The sequence below is a fragment of the Chryseobacterium sp. FR054 genome, from assembly GCF_056844565.1.
This window is the reverse complement of sequence record NZ_JBXDSA010000002.1, coordinates 1,168,286-1,185,298: the sequence shown is the minus strand read 5'-3', so window position 1 is coordinate 1,185,298 and position 17,013 is coordinate 1,168,286. Positions and strand designations below refer to the sequence as shown.

The window sequence follows — 17,013 nt, the reverse complement described above, 5'->3', positions numbered from 1 at the left end:
TGTCTTATTTAAAAAACAACATGAATTTTCCTTTGAAAAGATTAATAAAAATCAACACTGCTGTTGCTTTACTTTCCTGCCAGCTGGCCATGTCCGGATGCAAAAAAGAGGAAAAAAAAGCACTTCCTGATGTTGTTACCACCCACGCTTCTGTAAACACAACAAAAACAGAGGAAAAAAACGTTAATCTGTTTGACATTTATTCTATTGATAACAATAATTTTCTGGACTCTTTCATTTCGGTTTCGGATATTTATAATGATCCTCATCCCGTTCCGGAAGACATGATCAAAAAACAGAAAGAGATTCCTTTTGAAAAACTGAAATACCTTGAACTGGATGCTCAGTACAGAAAAAAGATGCTGGATGCCATTCATCTTACTGAAAATGATTTTCTGTTCATCTATAATTATGAATCCAACAAATCAGAGAAACTTCCCATCAATCAACTCAAAGCGGTTGCTTACCTGAGTCCTTATGTTTCTTCAGGTGATGAAATTGACGGATATTCCTATATGCTGGGATTCAAGGTAAATTCACAGAAAAGTACTGATGCTTCTTACTCCCTGTACAATAATACGGTTGCCGCTTTTGGAAATGAAAACCCGTTTACAGAGAATAAAATGAAGCCTGTGAAGTGGGAAAAGGCAGGTCCGGAGGTTTCAAAAAAATATTTTTCAGGAGTAAAACCGGAATACGGAAAGACTTATCAGGCCCGATATGATGACCTGACGTATTATCTTCAGGATTTTCTGAAAGAAGGACAGATTTCCGAGCGAAAACTGATCGTCCTCAACAATAAAAAAGAGCAGGTATTTGAAAAATCATTTGTAAATGAAGGTGAAGGCCAGGAGTTTTATCCTCTTAACGGTGTTGAAATGGATATGACCAACTATTCTTCGCAGTGGACAGGTTATCTTCTGAAAGGAAAACCTATTGTCATATTCGGGTTTCTTTCCCAATCTTTCGGATGCCCGGTTATTACCTTCCTTGATAAAAAGGAACCGGAAATGGAAATCAAATGTGATAACAGACATTAAAATAACAGACAAAAGAGCATTGGCTCATTTTGCCGCTATACAGAAAACACTCTAGTCAGCTAAAAAAATTATTATGAAAAAAACGATAGCTTTTGCAGCTTTTATGCTCTTTTCCGCAAACATTTTCTCACAAACCCACCGGTTTATTTATGAGTTTAAGTACAAAGTAGATTCTCTGGATACGGATTATGAAAAGCAGGAAATGGTCCTGGATATCAATCCGGATGAAGTAAAATTCTATGAATATCAGTTTGCGGTAAACGATTCCCTGACCAGGCTTCCACAGCATGAATTCTCTCAGTATACGAGCCAGTCTCAGCAGACGCTTAAGAGAAAGATAAACACCAATAACAACCTGAATTATGTACAGATCATGATGATGCCTTATTATTATGTTTATGAATCCACCGATCCCATCCAATGGAAGATAGAAAACGAAACCAAAACACTGGGAAGTTATAAAATCCAGAAGGCAACTACACAATTCGGAGGCAGAAACTGGACGGCCTGGTTTACTTCTGATCTTCCGATTTCAGAAGGGCCTTATAAGTTCAGGGGACTACCGGGATTAATTGTTGCTATTGAAGATTCGCAAAGGCATTTTGTTTATCAGCTTTTAAGAAATGTCAATTTTGATAAAACCTACGACACATCAGCCTTTCTTGAAAAGCATTATAACCTGAATGCCCTGAAGATCAACTACAAGACCTGGATTAAACTGAATCTTGAGTTCTTCAATGACCCGTATGCCAGAATGAGAACCGAATTCAACCCTGACTGGTATGTAACGATTAACGGAAGAAGGATTAAGTCGAGAGAGGAGTTTTATGAACTTACCAAGCCTACTCAGGACCAGATCCGAAAAGAATATAATCCGATTGAACGGGATAAAGCTATTCCTTACCCGAAAAATTAGAAAGAAAACAGGCGGAAAACCGGGAGAATGATGCCGGAAATTAATTTTAGCCTTATTTATTATTAGTATTGGGTGAGAAGTTATTTTTAATTAATCGCAAAATCAACAAGGATCTGTAAAATGCCGATGTTTTTTTAAGGTAAACAAAGGTGTAAAATAACATATTAATCAATATAATTATCAGTCCGCTCCTGCTAAATTCTATGAACAGAGTACTCCTATGGAGCACTTAAATTACATTCCTGTCTAACCCGGCTTCAGGACAGCCTGGCGAATGGGTTCTTTTTAACAGTTCTTTTACAGGAATATACCGGCTGAAATGTGCAAGAGCAGCGCAACATCCGGGGATATCGGATTTTCTGTTTATATGACCGCGGATGTTATCAGCGCCATATAATAATTGGCACAGTGTAAAGAGTTGAGTAACAGAATATCTTTATAGGAGGACGCTTCAAATGTATCAGAGGTGGTGATGCTGTACTCGTAATTCAGCGAAGTCCATTTCAGGTGCGGTTTTATAACCATAAGTTCCGTTCCTTCCTGATCTGTAAGCACAAATGAATCTTTGAAGACTCCCCGATGTTTAAAAATATAGCTTTCCTTTACTCCATTAAAATAGGTTTGCACCACAATTTCCCCGTTCCAGTTCATCCTGAATTTCAGCAGTACCTTTTCATCATCTTTCAGCTCAATGGTTGTGCCCCAGAAACCTTTCGGTTCTATCTGATAAGCGTGAACGGATGTCTGTATTTCAGCATTAAATCTGAACCAGCTTCTGTACACCAGTTTTCCTATTGTAATTCCGTCACTGGTCATTTCAAAAGTCAGAGAATTGCTCGATTTTGCCTGATATTCTGCCATGGTAAGTTTTAATTTGATGAATTTCCTGCCTGTTTCTGAATGCTACTGATTATTTTGATTTGTAACGCTCTAATTTATAAATAATCCTGTACAGTTTAAACTGTTTTTCACCAAAAAACAGACCTCGGCAGGGAAAATGTGTATTTCTGTTTTAAAACCCTTATTTAAAAGCGGTTTAAAATGACTTTAAAAGTCTGTTTAAGTTTTATCTGAAACATTAAATGTTAAGTTGAGATAAGAAAAGATCAAAGATGTTTATAAGTATTATATCCTAAGATAAGGAACTGCTTAATGTTCTGAAAGCGTAACTCTCCTGATCGCTTAAAATAATTCCGGATAAAATTACAGGACCAGCCCAAAATTAAAAATTTTATCAAAGGCTCTTATTTCATTCCCGGATATTGGCGAGGAGATCTGGCCAAAATGCTGGATGTTCTTCCCGGTACACTTTCCCAGGTCATTAATTCTAAGGAAGGAAAAAACTTTTACGATTATATCAATACTTTAAGAGTAGAAGCTTTCAAAAAGCTGTTGCTCAGGCCGGAAAGCAGGCAATATACACTGCTTGCCCTGGCATTTGAGTGCGGGTTCAATTCCAAATCCAGTTTCAACCGGAATTTCAGAAAAATTACGCAGATGTCTCCCAGCAGCTATGTAAAGCAGCAACGGATAGAAATACAGCTGGAGGATTAAACCGATCGGAAAAATGTAGTTTCTTTTTCTCTTCAGACTTTTTTATTGAATTTTATACATATAGTCATCTTTAAATTCGTCTGACTTTTCTCTTACCTCTTTAACACTGAGCTTTTGGCCGTCAATTTCAATACTCCCGATACTTTTCATCCAGTAATAATTATGTGTTTTTTCAATCCTTACCGTTGAATGCGGAGGGATTTCAATGGTGATCACAGAATCATTAACATTTATTTTTTCCAGAGACCGCAGATCTTTATTCTTTTTAAAAGCTCCGGGTTTCACAATGCCATCCTGATAATTGAAACTGAAATTTCCATAGGAATCATTATTCAACGAATTTATGATCTTCCTTCCATAGTTGATTTTAACAATCTTACCGGTCTGCGTAAGATTCTGAATATAAAAATCCGTTTGTATTGAGCATCCCAACAGAACAAGGGTGAAAATAACTCCATAGAAGAATTTGAATTTTTTCAGAATGTGCATGTATTTTGATTTAAAGCTTTTTTGTAAAATTATACGAAAATCTTTAATTCAAACAGGTTTTGTGGAGTGAAATTAATAAAAAAACCTCATAGATTTGGAGGTCTATGAGGTTTACAATATTATTTAAGTTCTGATTACATGGTTTCCATTTTGAAACTCATGCTTTCGATTACTTTTAAGATGGCTTCTACCGTATCCATTGAAGTCAGACAAGGCACTCCGTTTTCCACGCTCATTCTTCTGATCTGGAATCCGTCTCTTTCCGCCTGTTTTCCTTTGGTGGTGGTGTTTACTACATACTGAACTTTTCCTTTCTGGATCAGGTCGATGAGGTTTACGTCCTCTTCTCCGATCTTGTATCCTATTTTGCAAGGAATTCCTTTTTCTTCGAAGAATTTCGCGGTTCCTTCCGTCGCCCAGATTCTGAAACCTACTTCATGGAATCTTGCTGCAAGATCAGCAGCTTCCTGCTTATGCTTATCTGCTACCGTGAACAGGATAGATCCGTGCATCGGTACTTTTCTTCCTGCTGCAATCAGTCCTTTGTAAAGTGCTTTTTCCAGCGTGGTATCTTTCCCCATTACTTCTCCCGTAGACTTCATTTCAGGGCCTAAGGAGATGTCAACTTTTGTCAGTTTCGAGAAAGAGAATACGGGAACTTTCACGAAGACTCCTTCTTTATTCGGAACCAGGCCGTTTTTGTAGCCCAGATCTGTTAATTTCTGTCCAAGAATAGCTTTTGTTGCCAGGTTCGCCATCGGAACGTCTGTGATTTTGGAAAGGAAAGGAACGGTTCTTGAAGATCTCGGGTTGACTTCGATCACATATACGTTTCCTTCGAAAAGAACGTACTGTATGTTCATCAGTCCGATTACGTTCAGCCCTTTTGCCAGTCTCTGGGTGTAATCTACCAGTGTATCCACTTCACTCTGAGAGATATTCTGCGGCGGGTATACCGCGATAGAGTCTCCGGAGTGAACCCCCGCTCTTTCGATGTGTTCCATAATTCCCGGAATCACTACGGTTTCCCCGTCACAGATCGCATCTACCTCGATCTCTTTACCTACCATGTATTTGTCTACCAGAACAGGGTGTTCAGGGCTTGCCTCTACCGCATGCTCCATATAATGGGCAAGTTCTGCTTCTGCGTAAACGATCTCCATTGCTCTTCCTCCCAGTACATAACTCGGACGAACCAGCACCGGATAACCGATTTCGTTGGCAATTTTTATCGCTTCTTCTTTGGAAGTGGATGTTTTTCCTTTTGGCTGAGGAATTCCCATTTCCTGAAGTGCTTTTTCGAATTTATCTCTGTTTTCAGCTCTGTCAAGGTCTTCAAGTGAAGTCCCCAGGATCTGTACGCCGTGAGAGGCCAGTTTATCCGCAAGGTTGATCGCTGTCTGCCCACCGAACTGTACAACTACCCCTTTAGGTTTTTCAAGATCGATGATGTTCATTACATCTTCTTCGGTAAGCGGCTCGAAGTAAAGTTTATCTGAGATGGAGAAGTCTGTGGAAACGGTCTCCGGATTATTGTTGATGATGATCGCCTCGTAACCCATTTCTTTGATGGCCCAAACCGAGTGAACGGTTGCGTAGTCAAATTCAACTCCCTGTCCGATTCTGATAGGTCCTGAACCCAGAACGATAATCTTTTCTTTATCTGAAACCACACTTTCGTTTTCTTCTTCGTAAGTTCCGTAGAAGTAAGGTGTTTCACTTTCAAACTCAGCTGCACAGGTATCTACCATTTTGTATACCGGCATCACTCCGTTTTCTTTTCTGAAGTTGAAAACCTCTCTCTGTGATACTTCCCAAAGGTGAGCGATATTCAGGTCTGCAAAGCCTAATTTCTTAGCCTGGATTAAAGTTTCTTTATCAAATTTATTAGCGGCGATCGTTTTTTCGAAATCCACTAATTTTTTCAGTTTCCAGATGAAGAATTTGTCAATTTTGCTCCATTCTACGATCTGTTCCCAGTCGTATCCTCTTCTTAAAGCATCTCCGATGATGAATAATCTCTCATCGTCGCATACTCTGATTCTTCTTTCTATTTCTTCAGCGGTAAGTGCCTGTGCCTGTTTTGTTTTTAATCCTAAGTGTCTGATTCCGGTTTCAAGAGAGCGGATGGCTTTCTGCAAAGATTCCTCGAAGTTTCTTCCGATGGCCATTACTTCTCCTGTTGCCTTCATCTGTGTTGAAAGTCTTCTGTCCGCTGTTTCGAATTTATCGAACGGGAATCTCGGGAATTTTGTCACCACATAGTCAAGGGCTGGTTCAAAGCAGGCGTATGTTTTTCCTGTTACCGGGTTCATGATTTCATCAAGGGTTAATCCTACTGCGATTTTCGCTGCAATCTTTGCAATCGGATATCCTGTTGCCTTACTTGCTAAAGCTGATGAACGGGAAACTCTCGGGTTAACTTCGATGATATAGTAGTTGAATGAATGCGGATCGAGTGCCAGCTGTACGTTACATCCTCCTTCAATTCCCAATGCTCTGATGATTTTTAACGATGCATTTCTCAACAGCTGATATTCTCTGTCTGAAAGGGTCTGGGATGGTGCCACTACAATTGAATCTCCTGTATGAACTCCCACCGGATCGATGTTTTCCATGTTACAAACCACAATCGCGTTGTCGTTGGCATCACGCATTACTTCGTATTCAATTTCTTTGAAACCTGCGATTGATTTTTCGATAAGACACTGGGTAACAGGGCTATGCTTCAATCCAAGTTCAGCAATTTCTTTCAGCTCGGTTTCATTGGAAGCGATTCCTCCTCCAGTCCCTCCCATTGTAAAGGCCGGACGGACAATTACAGGATAACCGATATTGTCAGCAAATCCTAAAGCCCCTTCTACGGTGTTTACGATATCTGATTCCGGAACCGGCTCATTCAGTTCTCTCATCAGCTCACGGAACAGATCTCTGTCCTCCGCTCTGTTGATCGCTGAAAGCTTTGTTCCCAAAACTTCTACTTTACACTCTTCAAGAATTCCTGATTTTTCCAACTCTACCGCCATGTTAAGACCAGTCTGCCCTCCAAGCGTCGGTAAAAGCGCATCCGGACGCTCTTTTCTGATGATGTGACTTACAAACTGTAATGAAATCGGCTCGATATATACTTTATCCGCGATTTCTACATCCGTCATGATCGTTGCAGGGTTTGAATTGATCAGGATCACTTTGTACCCTTCTTCTTTCAAAGACAAACAAGCCTGCGTTCCCGCATAATCAAATTCCGCTGCCTGACCGATGATGATTGGTCCGGAACCGATTACTAAAATTGTTTTTATATCTGTACGTTTTGCCATTTTTCTTTTTTTTATTATTCCACGGATTTCATCCGTAGCTATTACTGCTGAACCATTTCATGGTTCTGTTTTGTTTTTTGGGGCAGCCACGAAGTGGCTGAATTTTATACCTATGGATTGGAATTTTTAATTATATTCGGACAACCCACGAAGTGGGTTGAACATTATTTACCACAAATATTTTTCATCAAATTCAACTCCATGAGACTTTAACAAATTCTTATATTCAGCTTCAAAAGATTCACTTTTATGATGCTCTTTCTGCTTTTTAATATAACTGATGATCATATCTTTTTCTCTTTCAGAATAAGTGAATGCTCCGTAGCCACTCTGCCATTCTTCAAAACCGGGAAATAATCCACTTTGCTTCATCCACAAATTACTTGAAACTTTTATGTCTTTTACCAGACTGCTTAAAGAAACAGACGGATGCAAATCTGTGAATAAATGAATATGATCCGGCATTCCATTAATCCTATAAAGTTTACAATTCTTATTCTTTACAATCCCCCAAATATATTTGTATAACTGATCTTCATGTTCAATATTTAATACAGGAACCCTGTTCTTTGTACTAAACACAATCTGATAATATATCTGGCGGAATGTTGACATTTCCCTTATTTATTTTTAAAGTTTTCCATTAAATCAATGAACTCATCAAACAGGTAATTCGCATCTTCAGGGCCCGGGCTTGCTTCAGGGTGATACTGAACTGAGAAACATGGGTGGATTTTGTGTCTTAACCCTTCGTTGGTTCTGTCATTCAATGCGATATGTGTTTCAATAAGATCTGTTCCTTTCAAACTCTCCTGGTCTACTGCATAACCGTGATTCTGGGAAGTAATTGCCACTTTGTTTTTCTCTAAATCCAGTACCGGATGGTTTCCTCCCCTATGTCCGAATTTCAGTTTGAATGTTTTTGCACCGCAGGCCAATCCGATCAGCTGATGTCCTAAACAGATCCCGAAAATCGGAACTTTTCCTAACAAACCTCTGATCATATCCAGCGCGTGTGGAACATCTTCCGGGTCGCCAGGACCGTTTGACAGCATAATCCCGTCAGGATTCATCAATAAGATCTCTTCTGCTGTTGTATCCTGAGAAACTACAATAATGTCACAGTTTCTTTGGGATAATTCTCTGATAATTCCCAGTTTTGCTCCGAAATCTACCAAAACCACCTTGAAACCTCTGTTTGGATTGGCATAAGGCGTTTTTGTAGAAACTTCTTCCACCTGATTGATTGGGAAGGTCGTTGATTTCAATTCAGCAGCTACTGCATTTTCATCTGCATCCACATTCACGATTTTTCCTTTTACCACTCCCTGGTTACGAAGAATTCTGGTCAGCTTACGGGTATCAATCCCTGAAATTCCTGAAAGCTTTTTCTTCTTAAATAATTCATCTAAAGTAATCTGAGTACGGAAATTGGAAGGAAGATCGCAAAGCTCTTTTACGATAAGTCCTTTAATAGCCGGCTCAATACTCTCATAATCATCACGGTTAATACCATAATTCCCGATAAGCGGATAGGTCATACAAACAATCTGACCGCAGTAGGACGGGTCAGAGATCAGTTCCTGATACCCTGTCATTCCGGTATTGAAAACTACTTCTCCGGCAGTTTCCAAATCTGCTCCGAAACCTTCTCCATGAAACACTTCACCGGACTCCAGTATTAATTTTTTCTTCATTTTTTCTATTTAGATTTTCTTTTTATTTACAGGTTGCCCCTACGGGCCTTCATTCTTTTTCTATGGGTTTCACCCGTGGCTATTAATTAGATTGCTCTACGGGCTCACATAATTTTGTCTTCATTATTATTAGCCAAGGGTTTCACCCCTGGCTATGGTAAATCGCCCCTTTGGGGCTCTTTTTTATTTAAAGGTATATCCTTTTTGTTCAAGGGCTTCTTTTAAGATGGCCATTCTGGCAAAAACGCCGTTCTGCATTTGTCTGAAGACTCTTGAGCGTGTACATTCCACCAGGTCGGTATCTATTTCAACTCCTCTGTTGATGGGTGCCGGATGCATGATGATAGCACCGTCTTTCATTGCTTTTTCTCTTTCTTTCGTCAGCCCGTATCTTCTGTGGTATTCTGAAGCGGAGAAGCTCATTTTGGCATCGTGTCTTTCATGCTGTATTCTCAGGAGCATTAAAACATCCACTTCAGCGATCAGTTCGTCTAAAGCCAGATAAGTTCCGTTGATCAGAGCTCCTTCATCAAACCACTGTTCGGGTCCTGAGAAATATACTTTAGCGCCTAATCTTCTTAAAGCTTCAGCATTGGAGTTGGCTACACGGCTGTGCTTTACATCTCCTACGATTCCTACTTTCAGTCCTTCAAATTTTCCGAATTCCTGGTAGATGGTCAGCAGATCCAGCATACACTGTGAAGGGTGATTTCCTGTTCCGTCTCCTCCATTGATTACCGGAATATTTATATTTTTAAGTTCTTCAAAATAACGGTCTTTTTTATCTCTGATTACAACCAGGTTGATTCCGATGCTTTCAATAGTCTTTACGGTGTCATAAAGACTCTCTCCTTTATTTACTGAACTGTTCGTGGCATCAAAAGGAACTACCTGAAGTCCCAGTTTTCTTTCTGCCATATCGAAGCTTGTCTTTGTTCTTGTACTGTCTTCAAAGAAAAGATTTGAGCAGAAAACTTCTCCTTGAATTTTAGCAGTTTTTCCGTTGGCAAAAGCCATTGCCTCAGTCAGTATACTATTGATTCTCTCGGTGCTAAGTTCTGTAATCGTAAACATATTTCTTAATTTTTGAGCATAAAAAAAGCGAAGACAAATCTTCGCTTAATAACAATAAATATCGTAAAGGGCGCTTTCGCCCGGTAAATCTAATGATATAAATACTTTTTTATTCATTAGGTGCAAAGATATAAAAATTTCACGAATCTACAAAACCAATTTTTCAAATAAATTAAAACGGTGGTTCTTTCCTTATTTTCATTTATAAATACTATTTTTGTTTCAACTCAAATTTATTTTATGGATTTAAAAGACAAAATGATTCTCAGTATCATCCAGGAAGATTCCACTTTATCTGTTAAGGAAATCTCAGAAAGGATTGGTCTTACCTTTACTCCAACGTATGAACGGATCAAGCAGCTGGAGAAGCAGGGCATTATTGAGAAATATGTAGGTCTTTTAAACCGTGAAAAGCTGGGTCTTAATATTGTGGTTTACTGCAACGTCCGTTTAAAGGAACAATCTCAGAAAGTCCTGGAGACTTTTGAAAAGAATATTGGTAAACATGACGAAGTACAGGAGATCATCAGTCTTTCCGGAGAGTATGATTATATGCTTAAAATTATCGCTAAGGACATTAACTCATATAATGACTTTGCAGTCAATGTTATTTCAAATATTCCTAATATAGGGCAATATCACAGTTCTATTGTGCTTCACGAGGTGAAAAAATCTACCAAGTTTAAGATTGATCTGGAGTAGTTTTTAATTATTTTTTTAATTAATCGCAAGAATACACAAAGAGAAATATTGCTGAGCGTTTTTAGGATAGACAAAGGCGCTTCGCTTATTTTTGAAATACAAAGTCTTTTTACTTTGCCGCACTTTATATCCCTTGTTTTTATCTCAGTTCATCTGCACTCAATCTGATTTCCATTCTTATCCTTTTTACATATCTACAATATTTATTTAATTTAAATCCATTCTATTCATTTAAAGATGCTTCGATTCCGCTCAGCATGACAGCACTGCGGAATGACTTCTATGATCAGAGGTATCTATCAACTGAGAGAAACCGAAGCTTTGATAAGATCTTTAACACATATTGTTTAAGATCAACCCAATAATTTATTTTTCAGCTTACTGAACTGGTATTCTATTTTATCCAGGCAGAGATTTCCTATGCTTCCCTGGTGGGTATGATTCAATTCTCCTTTTTCAAATTCAAATTCAAGGTTTTCAATCTCCTGTCCTATTTTGATATAGGCATCGCGGAATGAGCTTCCATTCTTTACTTCTTCATTGATCTTTTCCACACTGAACAGATATTTATACTTTTCATCTTCAAGAATCCCATCTTTCACCTGAATATTCGGAAGGGTATAATTTAAAATTTCCAGACATTCCTTTAATGAATCGATAGCCGGGAAAAGGATTTCTTTTGTGAGCTGTACATCTCTGTGGTAACCTGACGGAAGGTTGTTGGTAAGCATGATCAGTTCATTTGGAAGCGACTGGATTCTGTTGCACCGTGCGCGAACCAACTCGAAAATATCCGGATTCTTTTTATGGGGCATGATACTGCTTCCTGTGGTAAATTCTTTTGGAAAGCTAATGAAATCGAAGTTCTGATTAAGATACAGACAGACATCATAGGCAAATTTCGAAAGTGTTCCTGCCAATACGGCCATAGCCATAGAGAGTAATTTCTCTGATTTCCCTCTGGTCATCTGGGCATATACCGAATTATAATTCATCGACCGAAACCCCAGGTTATAGGTTGTACTTTCTCTGTCGATCGGAAATGAAGAGCCATAGCCGGCCGCTGAACCCAAAGGATTTTTGTTGATGATGTTCTTCACCGAAAACAGGAGTTCAATATCATCCAGCAAAGCTTCAGCATAGGCCCCAAACCATAATCCGAAAGATGACGGCATGGCAATCTGAAGATGGGTATATCCCGGAAGCAGTATGTTTTTATGCCGGTCCGCAAGTCCTGTAAGGATCTGAAAAAACTCATCCGTTAACAGAGTAATCTCACGGATCTCATCTAAAAGATAGAGTTTTATGTCTGTCAAAACCTGATCATTACGTGATCTTGCGGTATGGATCTTCTTTCCGGTATCGCCTAATTTTTCAATGAGTATCGCTTCAATCTGGGAATGAATATCCTCAGCTTCTTTGTCGATCTCAAAATGACCATTTTCAATTTCGTTTAGAATAATCTGCAGAACGGAAAGCATCTGTTCCGATTCTTCACCGGAGATAATTCCGGTTTCTGCCAGCATTTTGCAGTGAGCCATCGATCCTTTAACGTCGTACTTTGCCAGACGTTCATCAAAGTCAAGATCTTTCCCGACTGTAAAGCTGTTAACTAATATATTGGTAGCAAGATTATCCTTTTGCCATATTTTTTTCATAGATAATTATTTATTTTGTTTCAGCTGCCCGGCAGAGATCCTTAACTATATACTGTTACCAGTAAAAAACTATTAAAAAAACATCTCCACATTCAAAAGCATTTGTCTTTAATTTTTCTTTTTGCATAAATCCTTATTAAAAACTCAACTTTAATTTCCCTGCCGGGCGTAGCTAAAACATGTATGACTGATAAGAGACATCAAACCGCGGTTCGTTTTCTCTTTTTTATAAAACTTTTTCCAGAATCCGGATATAGATTTCAATTCCTTCTTCTATTTCTTTTATATAGATGTATTCATCGGCTGTATGAGAACGCCTGCTGTCTCCAGGACCTATTTTTACGGATGTACATGGAATAATTGCCTGATCCGAAGAGGTAGGCGAACCGTAAGTAGTTCTTCCTATTTCCAAGCCGGCCTGTACAAACGGATGATCCATTTCGATCTTTGAGGAATTGAGCCTGAAAGATCTCGCCCTGAGTTCTGATTTCATCTGCGACTGAATGATTTCAAATGCCTCTTTATTGGAGTATTCATCGGTAACTCTTACATCCAGCGTGAAAGAACATGATTCCGGAACGACATTATGCTGTACTCCCGCATGAATTCCTGACAAAGTAACTTTCACCTCGCCCAGATAGTCGGAAACTTTCGGAAACCGGAAGTTTAAGATGTGCTGAAGGTCTTCCATGCATTTTACGATGGAGTTGTCATTGTTCGGATGAGCAGCGTGAGAAGTAGTTCCTTTCATTTCCCCGTCAATAACCAGAAGTCCTTTTTCTGCAATCGCCAGATTCATCTGCGTGGGTTCTCCTACAATAGCGAGTTCCACATTGGGAAGCTGCGGAAACAGGGCTTCAATTCCATCAAATCCTGAAATCTCCTCCTCTGCTGTCAAAGCAATAACTAAATTATATTTTAAATCTTCTTTTTCATAAAAATGCAGAAATACCTGCGCCATAGAAACCAAAGAAGCTCCTGCATCATTGCTTCCCAATCCATATAGTTTTCCTTCTTTTTCGATCGGCAGAAACGGGTCCAATGTGTAGGCCTTATTCGGTTTTACTGTATCATGGTGAGTGTTGAGCAGGACTGACGGTTTGAATACATCAAAGTTTTTATTCACCGCCCAGATATTGTTCCTGAAACGTTTCGTGGGAATCTGATGCTTTCCGAAGAAATTTTCAATCTCTACCGAGGTATTGAATTCATCTTTGCTGAATGAAGGAATTTCGATCAGGCTTTTAAGCAATTCCACGGCATTGCTCAATAATTCTTCTTTACTATAAACAGATTTCTGTTCCTGCATGATGATGTTCTATATGATTTTTGAGTTCGGTTTCTTTGATGAGAAACACTTTATTTACATTATTTTTTATGGCTCCAAGAGCATTTTCCAGTTTGGGAAGGATTCCTTTATGAAGTTTTCCCTGTTTTTTCAAGGTTAGAAATTTTTCTTCAGAAACGTTCCTGATTACAGATTCAGGATCGTCAACATCTTCCAAAACCCCCTCTTTATCAAAACAGTACAACAGTTCAACCTCATATTTTTCTGATAAAGCCTGTGCCATTACAGAGGCAATAGTATCTGCATTGGTATTGAAAAGATTCCCTTTTTTATCATGGGTAATTGCTGAAAATACGGGAACAAGATCCAGTTTAATCAGTTTAGAAACCAGTTTTTTATTGATACTCTTTTTATTGATATCCCCTACATATCCGAAGTCAATTTCAGGGTGTTCTCTTTTTTTGGCTTTAATTAAATTACCGTCCGCTCCCGAAAACCCTATCGCATTACATTTTTTCTGCTGCAATTTTTCAACAATATTTTTATTGATTCCGCCTGCATACACCATCGTTACAATATCCAATGTCTCTTTATCTGTAATCCTCCTTCCGTTAATCATCTTCTGTTCTATACCGAGCTTATCCGCCAGCGTTGTCGCCAGCTTTCCTCCTCCATGAACAAGGATTTTCTTTTCCTTAATTCCGGAAAACTGCTCCAGAAACTGATTTAACAATGCTTCATCGTCAATCAGGGCGCCTCCTATTTTTATGATGTATAATTTGTTGTTCATTGTGGATTATGATTGATATTTGATATATTTTAACAGGATTCTATCCTATTCTTGGTTGAATCGTCCCGTTGGGACTTTTTTGATTTTGGGGTTGTATTTCAATTTGGCGGGTTTTTAAATGGCGGGTTTTTAAATTGATAGGATTTCATCCTATCCTTGGTTGAATCGTCCCGTTGAGATTTTGATTTTGGGGTTATATTTCAATTTGACGGTTTTTTAAATTGATAGGATTTCATCCTATCCTTGGTTGAATCGTCCCGTTGGGACTTTTTTGATTTGTTATTGTATGTTGTTTAAAATTTCACTGAAAACGGCCTGGGCGGAGAAAATTCTGTTTTTTGCCTGTTGATAGATGACGGAGTTTTCACCATCCATAACCTCGTCGCTGAGTTCTACATTTCTACGGACTGGAAGGCAGTGCATTATTTTTGCATGATTGGTATTTTCCAGTTTTTCATTCGTCAGCATCCAGCTTTCTTTTACTTCGGGCATTGCAGCGTAATCATCAAAAGACGACCAGTTTTTCACGTAAATGAAATCGGCATCTTTGAGAGCTTCATCCTGATCATGAATTACCTTTACATCTTTTGTAAAGTTTTTATCCAGATCATAGCCTTCCGGATTGGTGATTACAAAATCGACATCCATTTCCTGCATCCATTCTGCAAAAGAATTTCCTACGGCCTGAGCAATCGGTTTGATGTGAGGCGCCCAGGTAAGAACTATTTTGGGCTTACGTTCTTCTTTCCAGTTTTCAGTGATTGTAATACAGTCTGCCAGGCTTTGCAAAGGATGCCGCGTTGCTGATTCCAGGGAAACAACCGGTACTTTCGCATGTTTTTCGAACTGGCTTAAAATGCTTTCGTTAACGTCATCTTCTTTATTTTTCATTCCTGCAAAACAACGTACCGCAATGATATCGCAGTACTGATTCAGTACTTCAATAGCATCTTTGATGTGTTCTACGGTATCTCCGTTCATTACAGCACCATCGGCAAATTCAAGATTCCAGGCTTCCTGTGCTGCATTTAAGGTCAATACGTTCAACCCTAAGTTCTGGGCAGCAATCTGACTGCTTAAACGGGTTCTCAGACTTGAATTCAGGAATACCAGACCTATGGTTTTTCCTTTTCCTTTCGCGGTTTCCGAAAGAGGATTTTCTTTTATTTCTAAAGCTTTTTTTATAATATCCTGTAAGTTTTCTACATCACTTACAGAGGTGAACTTTTTCATTTGACAGTTTCTGTTTTTTTAATGGATAAATGAAATATCCATTTCAGTTTAAATTAATTTTTCAGTCTTTTTCAGTTTTGCTCTTCCGCTTCTTAAACATTCCCCAATACCACTTTCAAGGCATTGATGAAAAGGTCTGTTTCCTCTTTTCCGATATTGAGTGCGGGAAGAATCCTCAATACATTTTTATCATTGGAGTTTCCTGTAAAAATGTGGTGGCCATACAGCAGGTTTTTCCTTACTTCAGAACAGTCTCTGTCGAGTTCTATTCCAATCATCAGCCCTTTCCTCCGAATGGCCTGAATATGTGGAAGATCTTTAATTTCATTTTCAATATACTGGCCCATTTTCTGAGCATTTTCAATAAGATTTTCATCTTTCATCACATCCAGTACTGCGATTGCAGCAGCACAGGCCAGATGATTCCCGCCAAATGTCGTTCCGAGCAGACCATTACTTGCTTCGAATTTCGGATGAATCAGAACTCCGCCAACCGGAAATCCATTTCCCATTCCCTTTGCTGTGGTGATAATATCAGGTGTTATCCCGAATTCCTGATGGGCAAAGAAACAGCCGCTTCTTCCATAGCCGGACTGCACTTCATCAAGAATAAGAACAGCCTCATATTTCTCACACAGTTCTTTAATTGCGGATAGAAACTCTGCTGTCGGAATCATAATTCCTCCTACTCCCTGAATACCTTCCATAATGACAGAGGAAATTTCGTTTCCGTGCTTTTCAAAGGTCTGCTGAAGCTGTTCTACATTATTCCATTCTGATTTGATGAATCTTTCCGAAAAGTTAACCGGTGCTACAATGCTGGGATTATCTGTCACCGAAACCGCGGCAGAAGTTCTTCCGTGAAATGAACCTGAGAAATAAAGCACTTTATTTTTCCCATTATGGAAAGAAGCCAGCTTTAAAGCATTTTCATTGGCTTCAGCCCCTGAATTACACAGGAAAAGATTGTAATCTTCATATCCTGAAAGTGCTCCCAGCTTTTCAGCCAGTTCATTCTGCAGATTATTCTGTACAGAATTGGAGTAGAAAGAAATTTTTTCAAGCTGGTCTTTCAGCTTATTCTGATAATACGGATGGTTGTGTCCGATAGAAATCACGGCATGCCCTCCATAAAAATCAAGATACTGTTCTCCTTTTTCATCCCAGAGAAAAGATCCCTGAGCCTTTACCGGGTTTATATTAAATAATGGATATACGTTGAATAAATTCATTTTTGTTTTTTTAATTCATTTTT

The 17,013-nt window shown here is 38.9% G+C and carries 15 protein-coding genes; 4 read left to right on the top strand and 11 right to left on the bottom strand.

Features of this window, described 5'->3' with window-relative positions; translation table 11 throughout:
- Positions 1-32 precede the first annotated feature (32 nt).
- Positions 33-1,040 (top strand): hypothetical protein, encoded by a 1,008-nt coding sequence (locus AC106S_RS12600; RefSeq protein ID WP_482439525.1) that lies wholly within the window; start codon positions 33-35, stop codon positions 1,038-1,040.
- 73 nt (positions 1,041-1,113) lie between these two features.
- Positions 1,114-1,956 (top strand): GLPGLI family protein, encoded by an 843-nt coding sequence (locus AC106S_RS12595; RefSeq protein ID WP_482439523.1) that lies wholly within the window; start codon positions 1,114-1,116, stop codon positions 1,954-1,956.
- Positions 1,957-2,319: 363 nt separating this feature from the next.
- On the opposite strand, the gene AC106S_RS12590 is transcribed toward AC106S_RS12595, so the two are convergent.
- Entirely contained in the window at positions 2,320-2,817 is a 498-nt protein-coding gene (locus AC106S_RS12590) for a hypothetical protein (protein ID WP_482439521.1), read from the bottom strand.
- A gap of 423 nt (positions 2,818-3,240) precedes the next feature.
- Here AC106S_RS12590 and AC106S_RS12585 point away from each other — a divergent pair, with 423 nt between their 5' ends.
- Positions 3,241-3,510: a helix-turn-helix domain-containing protein gene (locus AC106S_RS12585; RefSeq protein ID WP_482439519.1), complete on the top strand. Its 270-nt coding sequence runs from the start codon at positions 3,241-3,243 to the stop codon at positions 3,508-3,510.
- A 42-nt stretch (positions 3,511-3,552) separates the two neighbouring features.
- On the opposite strand, the gene AC106S_RS12580 is transcribed toward AC106S_RS12585, so the two are convergent.
- The 5 genes from AC106S_RS12580 to AC106S_RS12560 form a co-directional block, all read right to left on the bottom strand.
- Positions 3,553-3,999, bottom strand: coding sequence for a hypothetical protein (locus AC106S_RS12580; RefSeq protein WP_482439517.1), 447 nt, complete (start codon positions 3,997-3,999; stop codon positions 3,553-3,555).
- 134 nt (positions 4,000-4,133) lie between these two features.
- Positions 4,134-7,316 (bottom strand): carbamoyl-phosphate synthase large subunit, encoded by a 3,183-nt coding sequence (carB, locus tag AC106S_RS12575; RefSeq protein ID WP_482439515.1) that lies wholly within the window; start codon positions 7,314-7,316, stop codon positions 4,134-4,136.
- A 168-nt stretch (positions 7,317-7,484) separates the two neighbouring features.
- Entirely contained in the window at positions 7,485-7,931 is a 447-nt protein-coding gene (gene tnpA, locus AC106S_RS12570) for an IS200/IS605 family transposase (RefSeq protein WP_482439513.1), read from the bottom strand.
- Positions 7,932-7,936: 5 nt separating this feature from the next.
- Positions 7,937-9,013 carry a carbamoyl phosphate synthase small subunit gene (locus AC106S_RS12565; protein WP_482439512.1) on the bottom strand — a complete coding sequence of 359 codons (1,077 nt, stop codon included), beginning with the start codon at positions 9,011-9,013 and terminating at the stop codon, positions 7,937-7,939.
- Between the two features lie 183 nt (positions 9,014-9,196).
- Positions 9,197-10,087 (bottom strand): aspartate carbamoyltransferase catalytic subunit, encoded by an 891-nt coding sequence (locus tag AC106S_RS12560; protein ID WP_482439510.1) that lies wholly within the window; start codon positions 10,085-10,087, stop codon positions 9,197-9,199.
- Between the two features lie 240 nt (positions 10,088-10,327).
- On the opposite strand from AC106S_RS12560, the gene AC106S_RS12555 reads away from it, so the two are divergent.
- Positions 10,328-10,789: an Lrp/AsnC family transcriptional regulator gene (locus tag AC106S_RS12555; protein WP_153391378.1), complete on the top strand. Its 462-nt coding sequence runs from the start codon at positions 10,328-10,330 to the stop codon at positions 10,787-10,789.
- A gap of 353 nt (positions 10,790-11,142) precedes the next feature.
- On the opposite strand, the gene argH is transcribed toward AC106S_RS12555, so the two are convergent.
- The 5 genes from argH to AC106S_RS12530 form a co-directional block, all read right to left on the bottom strand.
- Entirely contained in the window at positions 11,143-12,447 is a 1,305-nt protein-coding gene (gene argH / locus AC106S_RS12550; protein WP_482439508.1) for an argininosuccinate lyase, read from the bottom strand.
- A gap of 226 nt (positions 12,448-12,673) precedes the next feature.
- Positions 12,674-13,756 (bottom strand): M20 family metallo-hydrolase, encoded by a 1,083-nt coding sequence (locus tag AC106S_RS12545; protein WP_482439506.1) that lies wholly within the window; start codon positions 13,754-13,756, stop codon positions 12,674-12,676.
- Positions 13,731-14,525, bottom strand: a complete 795-nt coding sequence (gene argB / locus AC106S_RS12540; protein WP_482439505.1) for an acetylglutamate kinase — start codon at positions 14,523-14,525, stop codon at positions 13,731-13,733. Before argB ends, AC106S_RS12545 begins: the two co-directional genes overlap by 26 nt.
- Positions 14,526-14,804: 279 nt before the next feature.
- Positions 14,805-15,758: an N-acetylornithine carbamoyltransferase gene (locus AC106S_RS12535; protein ID WP_482439503.1), complete on the bottom strand. Its 954-nt coding sequence runs from the start codon at positions 15,756-15,758 to the stop codon at positions 14,805-14,807.
- Positions 15,759-15,850: 92 nt separating this feature from the next.
- Complete coding sequence (locus AC106S_RS12530) at positions 15,851-16,990, bottom strand: aspartate aminotransferase family protein (RefSeq protein WP_482439501.1); 1,140 nt, start codon at positions 16,988-16,990, stop codon at positions 15,851-15,853.
- Between the last annotated feature and the right edge of the window lie 23 nt (positions 16,991-17,013).

Excerpts from the sequence above, each read along its gene's own strand:
- AC106S_RS12595 (WP_482439523.1), top strand. The coding sequence starts at position 1,114 with ATGAAAAAAACGATAGCTTTTGCAGCTTTTATGCTCTTTTCCGCAAAC.
- AC106S_RS12590 (WP_482439521.1), bottom strand. The coding sequence starts at position 2,817 with ATGGCAGAATATCAGGCAAAATCGAGCAATTCTCTGACTTTTGAAATG.
- AC106S_RS12585 (WP_482439519.1), top strand. The coding sequence starts at position 3,241 with ATGCTGGATGTTCTTCCCGGTACACTTTCCCAGGTCATTAATTCTAAG.
- AC106S_RS12580 (WP_482439517.1), bottom strand. The coding sequence starts at position 3,999 with ATGCACATTCTGAAAAAATTCAAATTCTTCTATGGAGTTATTTTCACC.
- carB (WP_482439515.1), bottom strand. The coding sequence starts at position 7,316 with ATGGCAAAACGTACAGATATAAAAACAATTTTAGTAATCGGTTCCGGA.
- tnpA (WP_482439513.1), bottom strand. The coding sequence starts at position 7,931 with ATGTCAACATTCCGCCAGATATATTATCAGATTGTGTTTAGTACAAAG.
- AC106S_RS12565 (WP_482439512.1), bottom strand. The coding sequence starts at position 9,013 with ATGAAGAAAAAATTAATACTGGAGTCCGGTGAAGTGTTTCATGGAGAA.
- AC106S_RS12560 (WP_482439510.1), bottom strand. The coding sequence starts at position 10,087 with ATGTTTACGATTACAGAACTTAGCACCGAGAGAATCAATAGTATACTG.
- AC106S_RS12555 (WP_153391378.1), top strand. The coding sequence starts at position 10,328 with ATGGATTTAAAAGACAAAATGATTCTCAGTATCATCCAGGAAGATTCC.
- argH (WP_482439508.1), bottom strand. The coding sequence starts at position 12,447 with ATGAAAAAAATATGGCAAAAGGATAATCTTGCTACCAATATATTAGTT.
- AC106S_RS12545 (WP_482439506.1), bottom strand. The coding sequence starts at position 13,756 with ATGCAGGAACAGAAATCTGTTTATAGTAAAGAAGAATTATTGAGCAAT.
- argB (WP_482439505.1), bottom strand. The coding sequence starts at position 14,525 with ATGAACAACAAATTATACATCATAAAAATAGGAGGCGCCCTGATTGAC.
- AC106S_RS12535 (WP_482439503.1), bottom strand. The coding sequence starts at position 15,758 with ATGAAAAAGTTCACCTCTGTAAGTGATGTAGAAAACTTACAGGATATT.
- AC106S_RS12530 (WP_482439501.1), bottom strand. The coding sequence starts at position 16,990 with ATGAATTTATTCAACGTATATCCATTATTTAATATAAACCCGGTAAAG.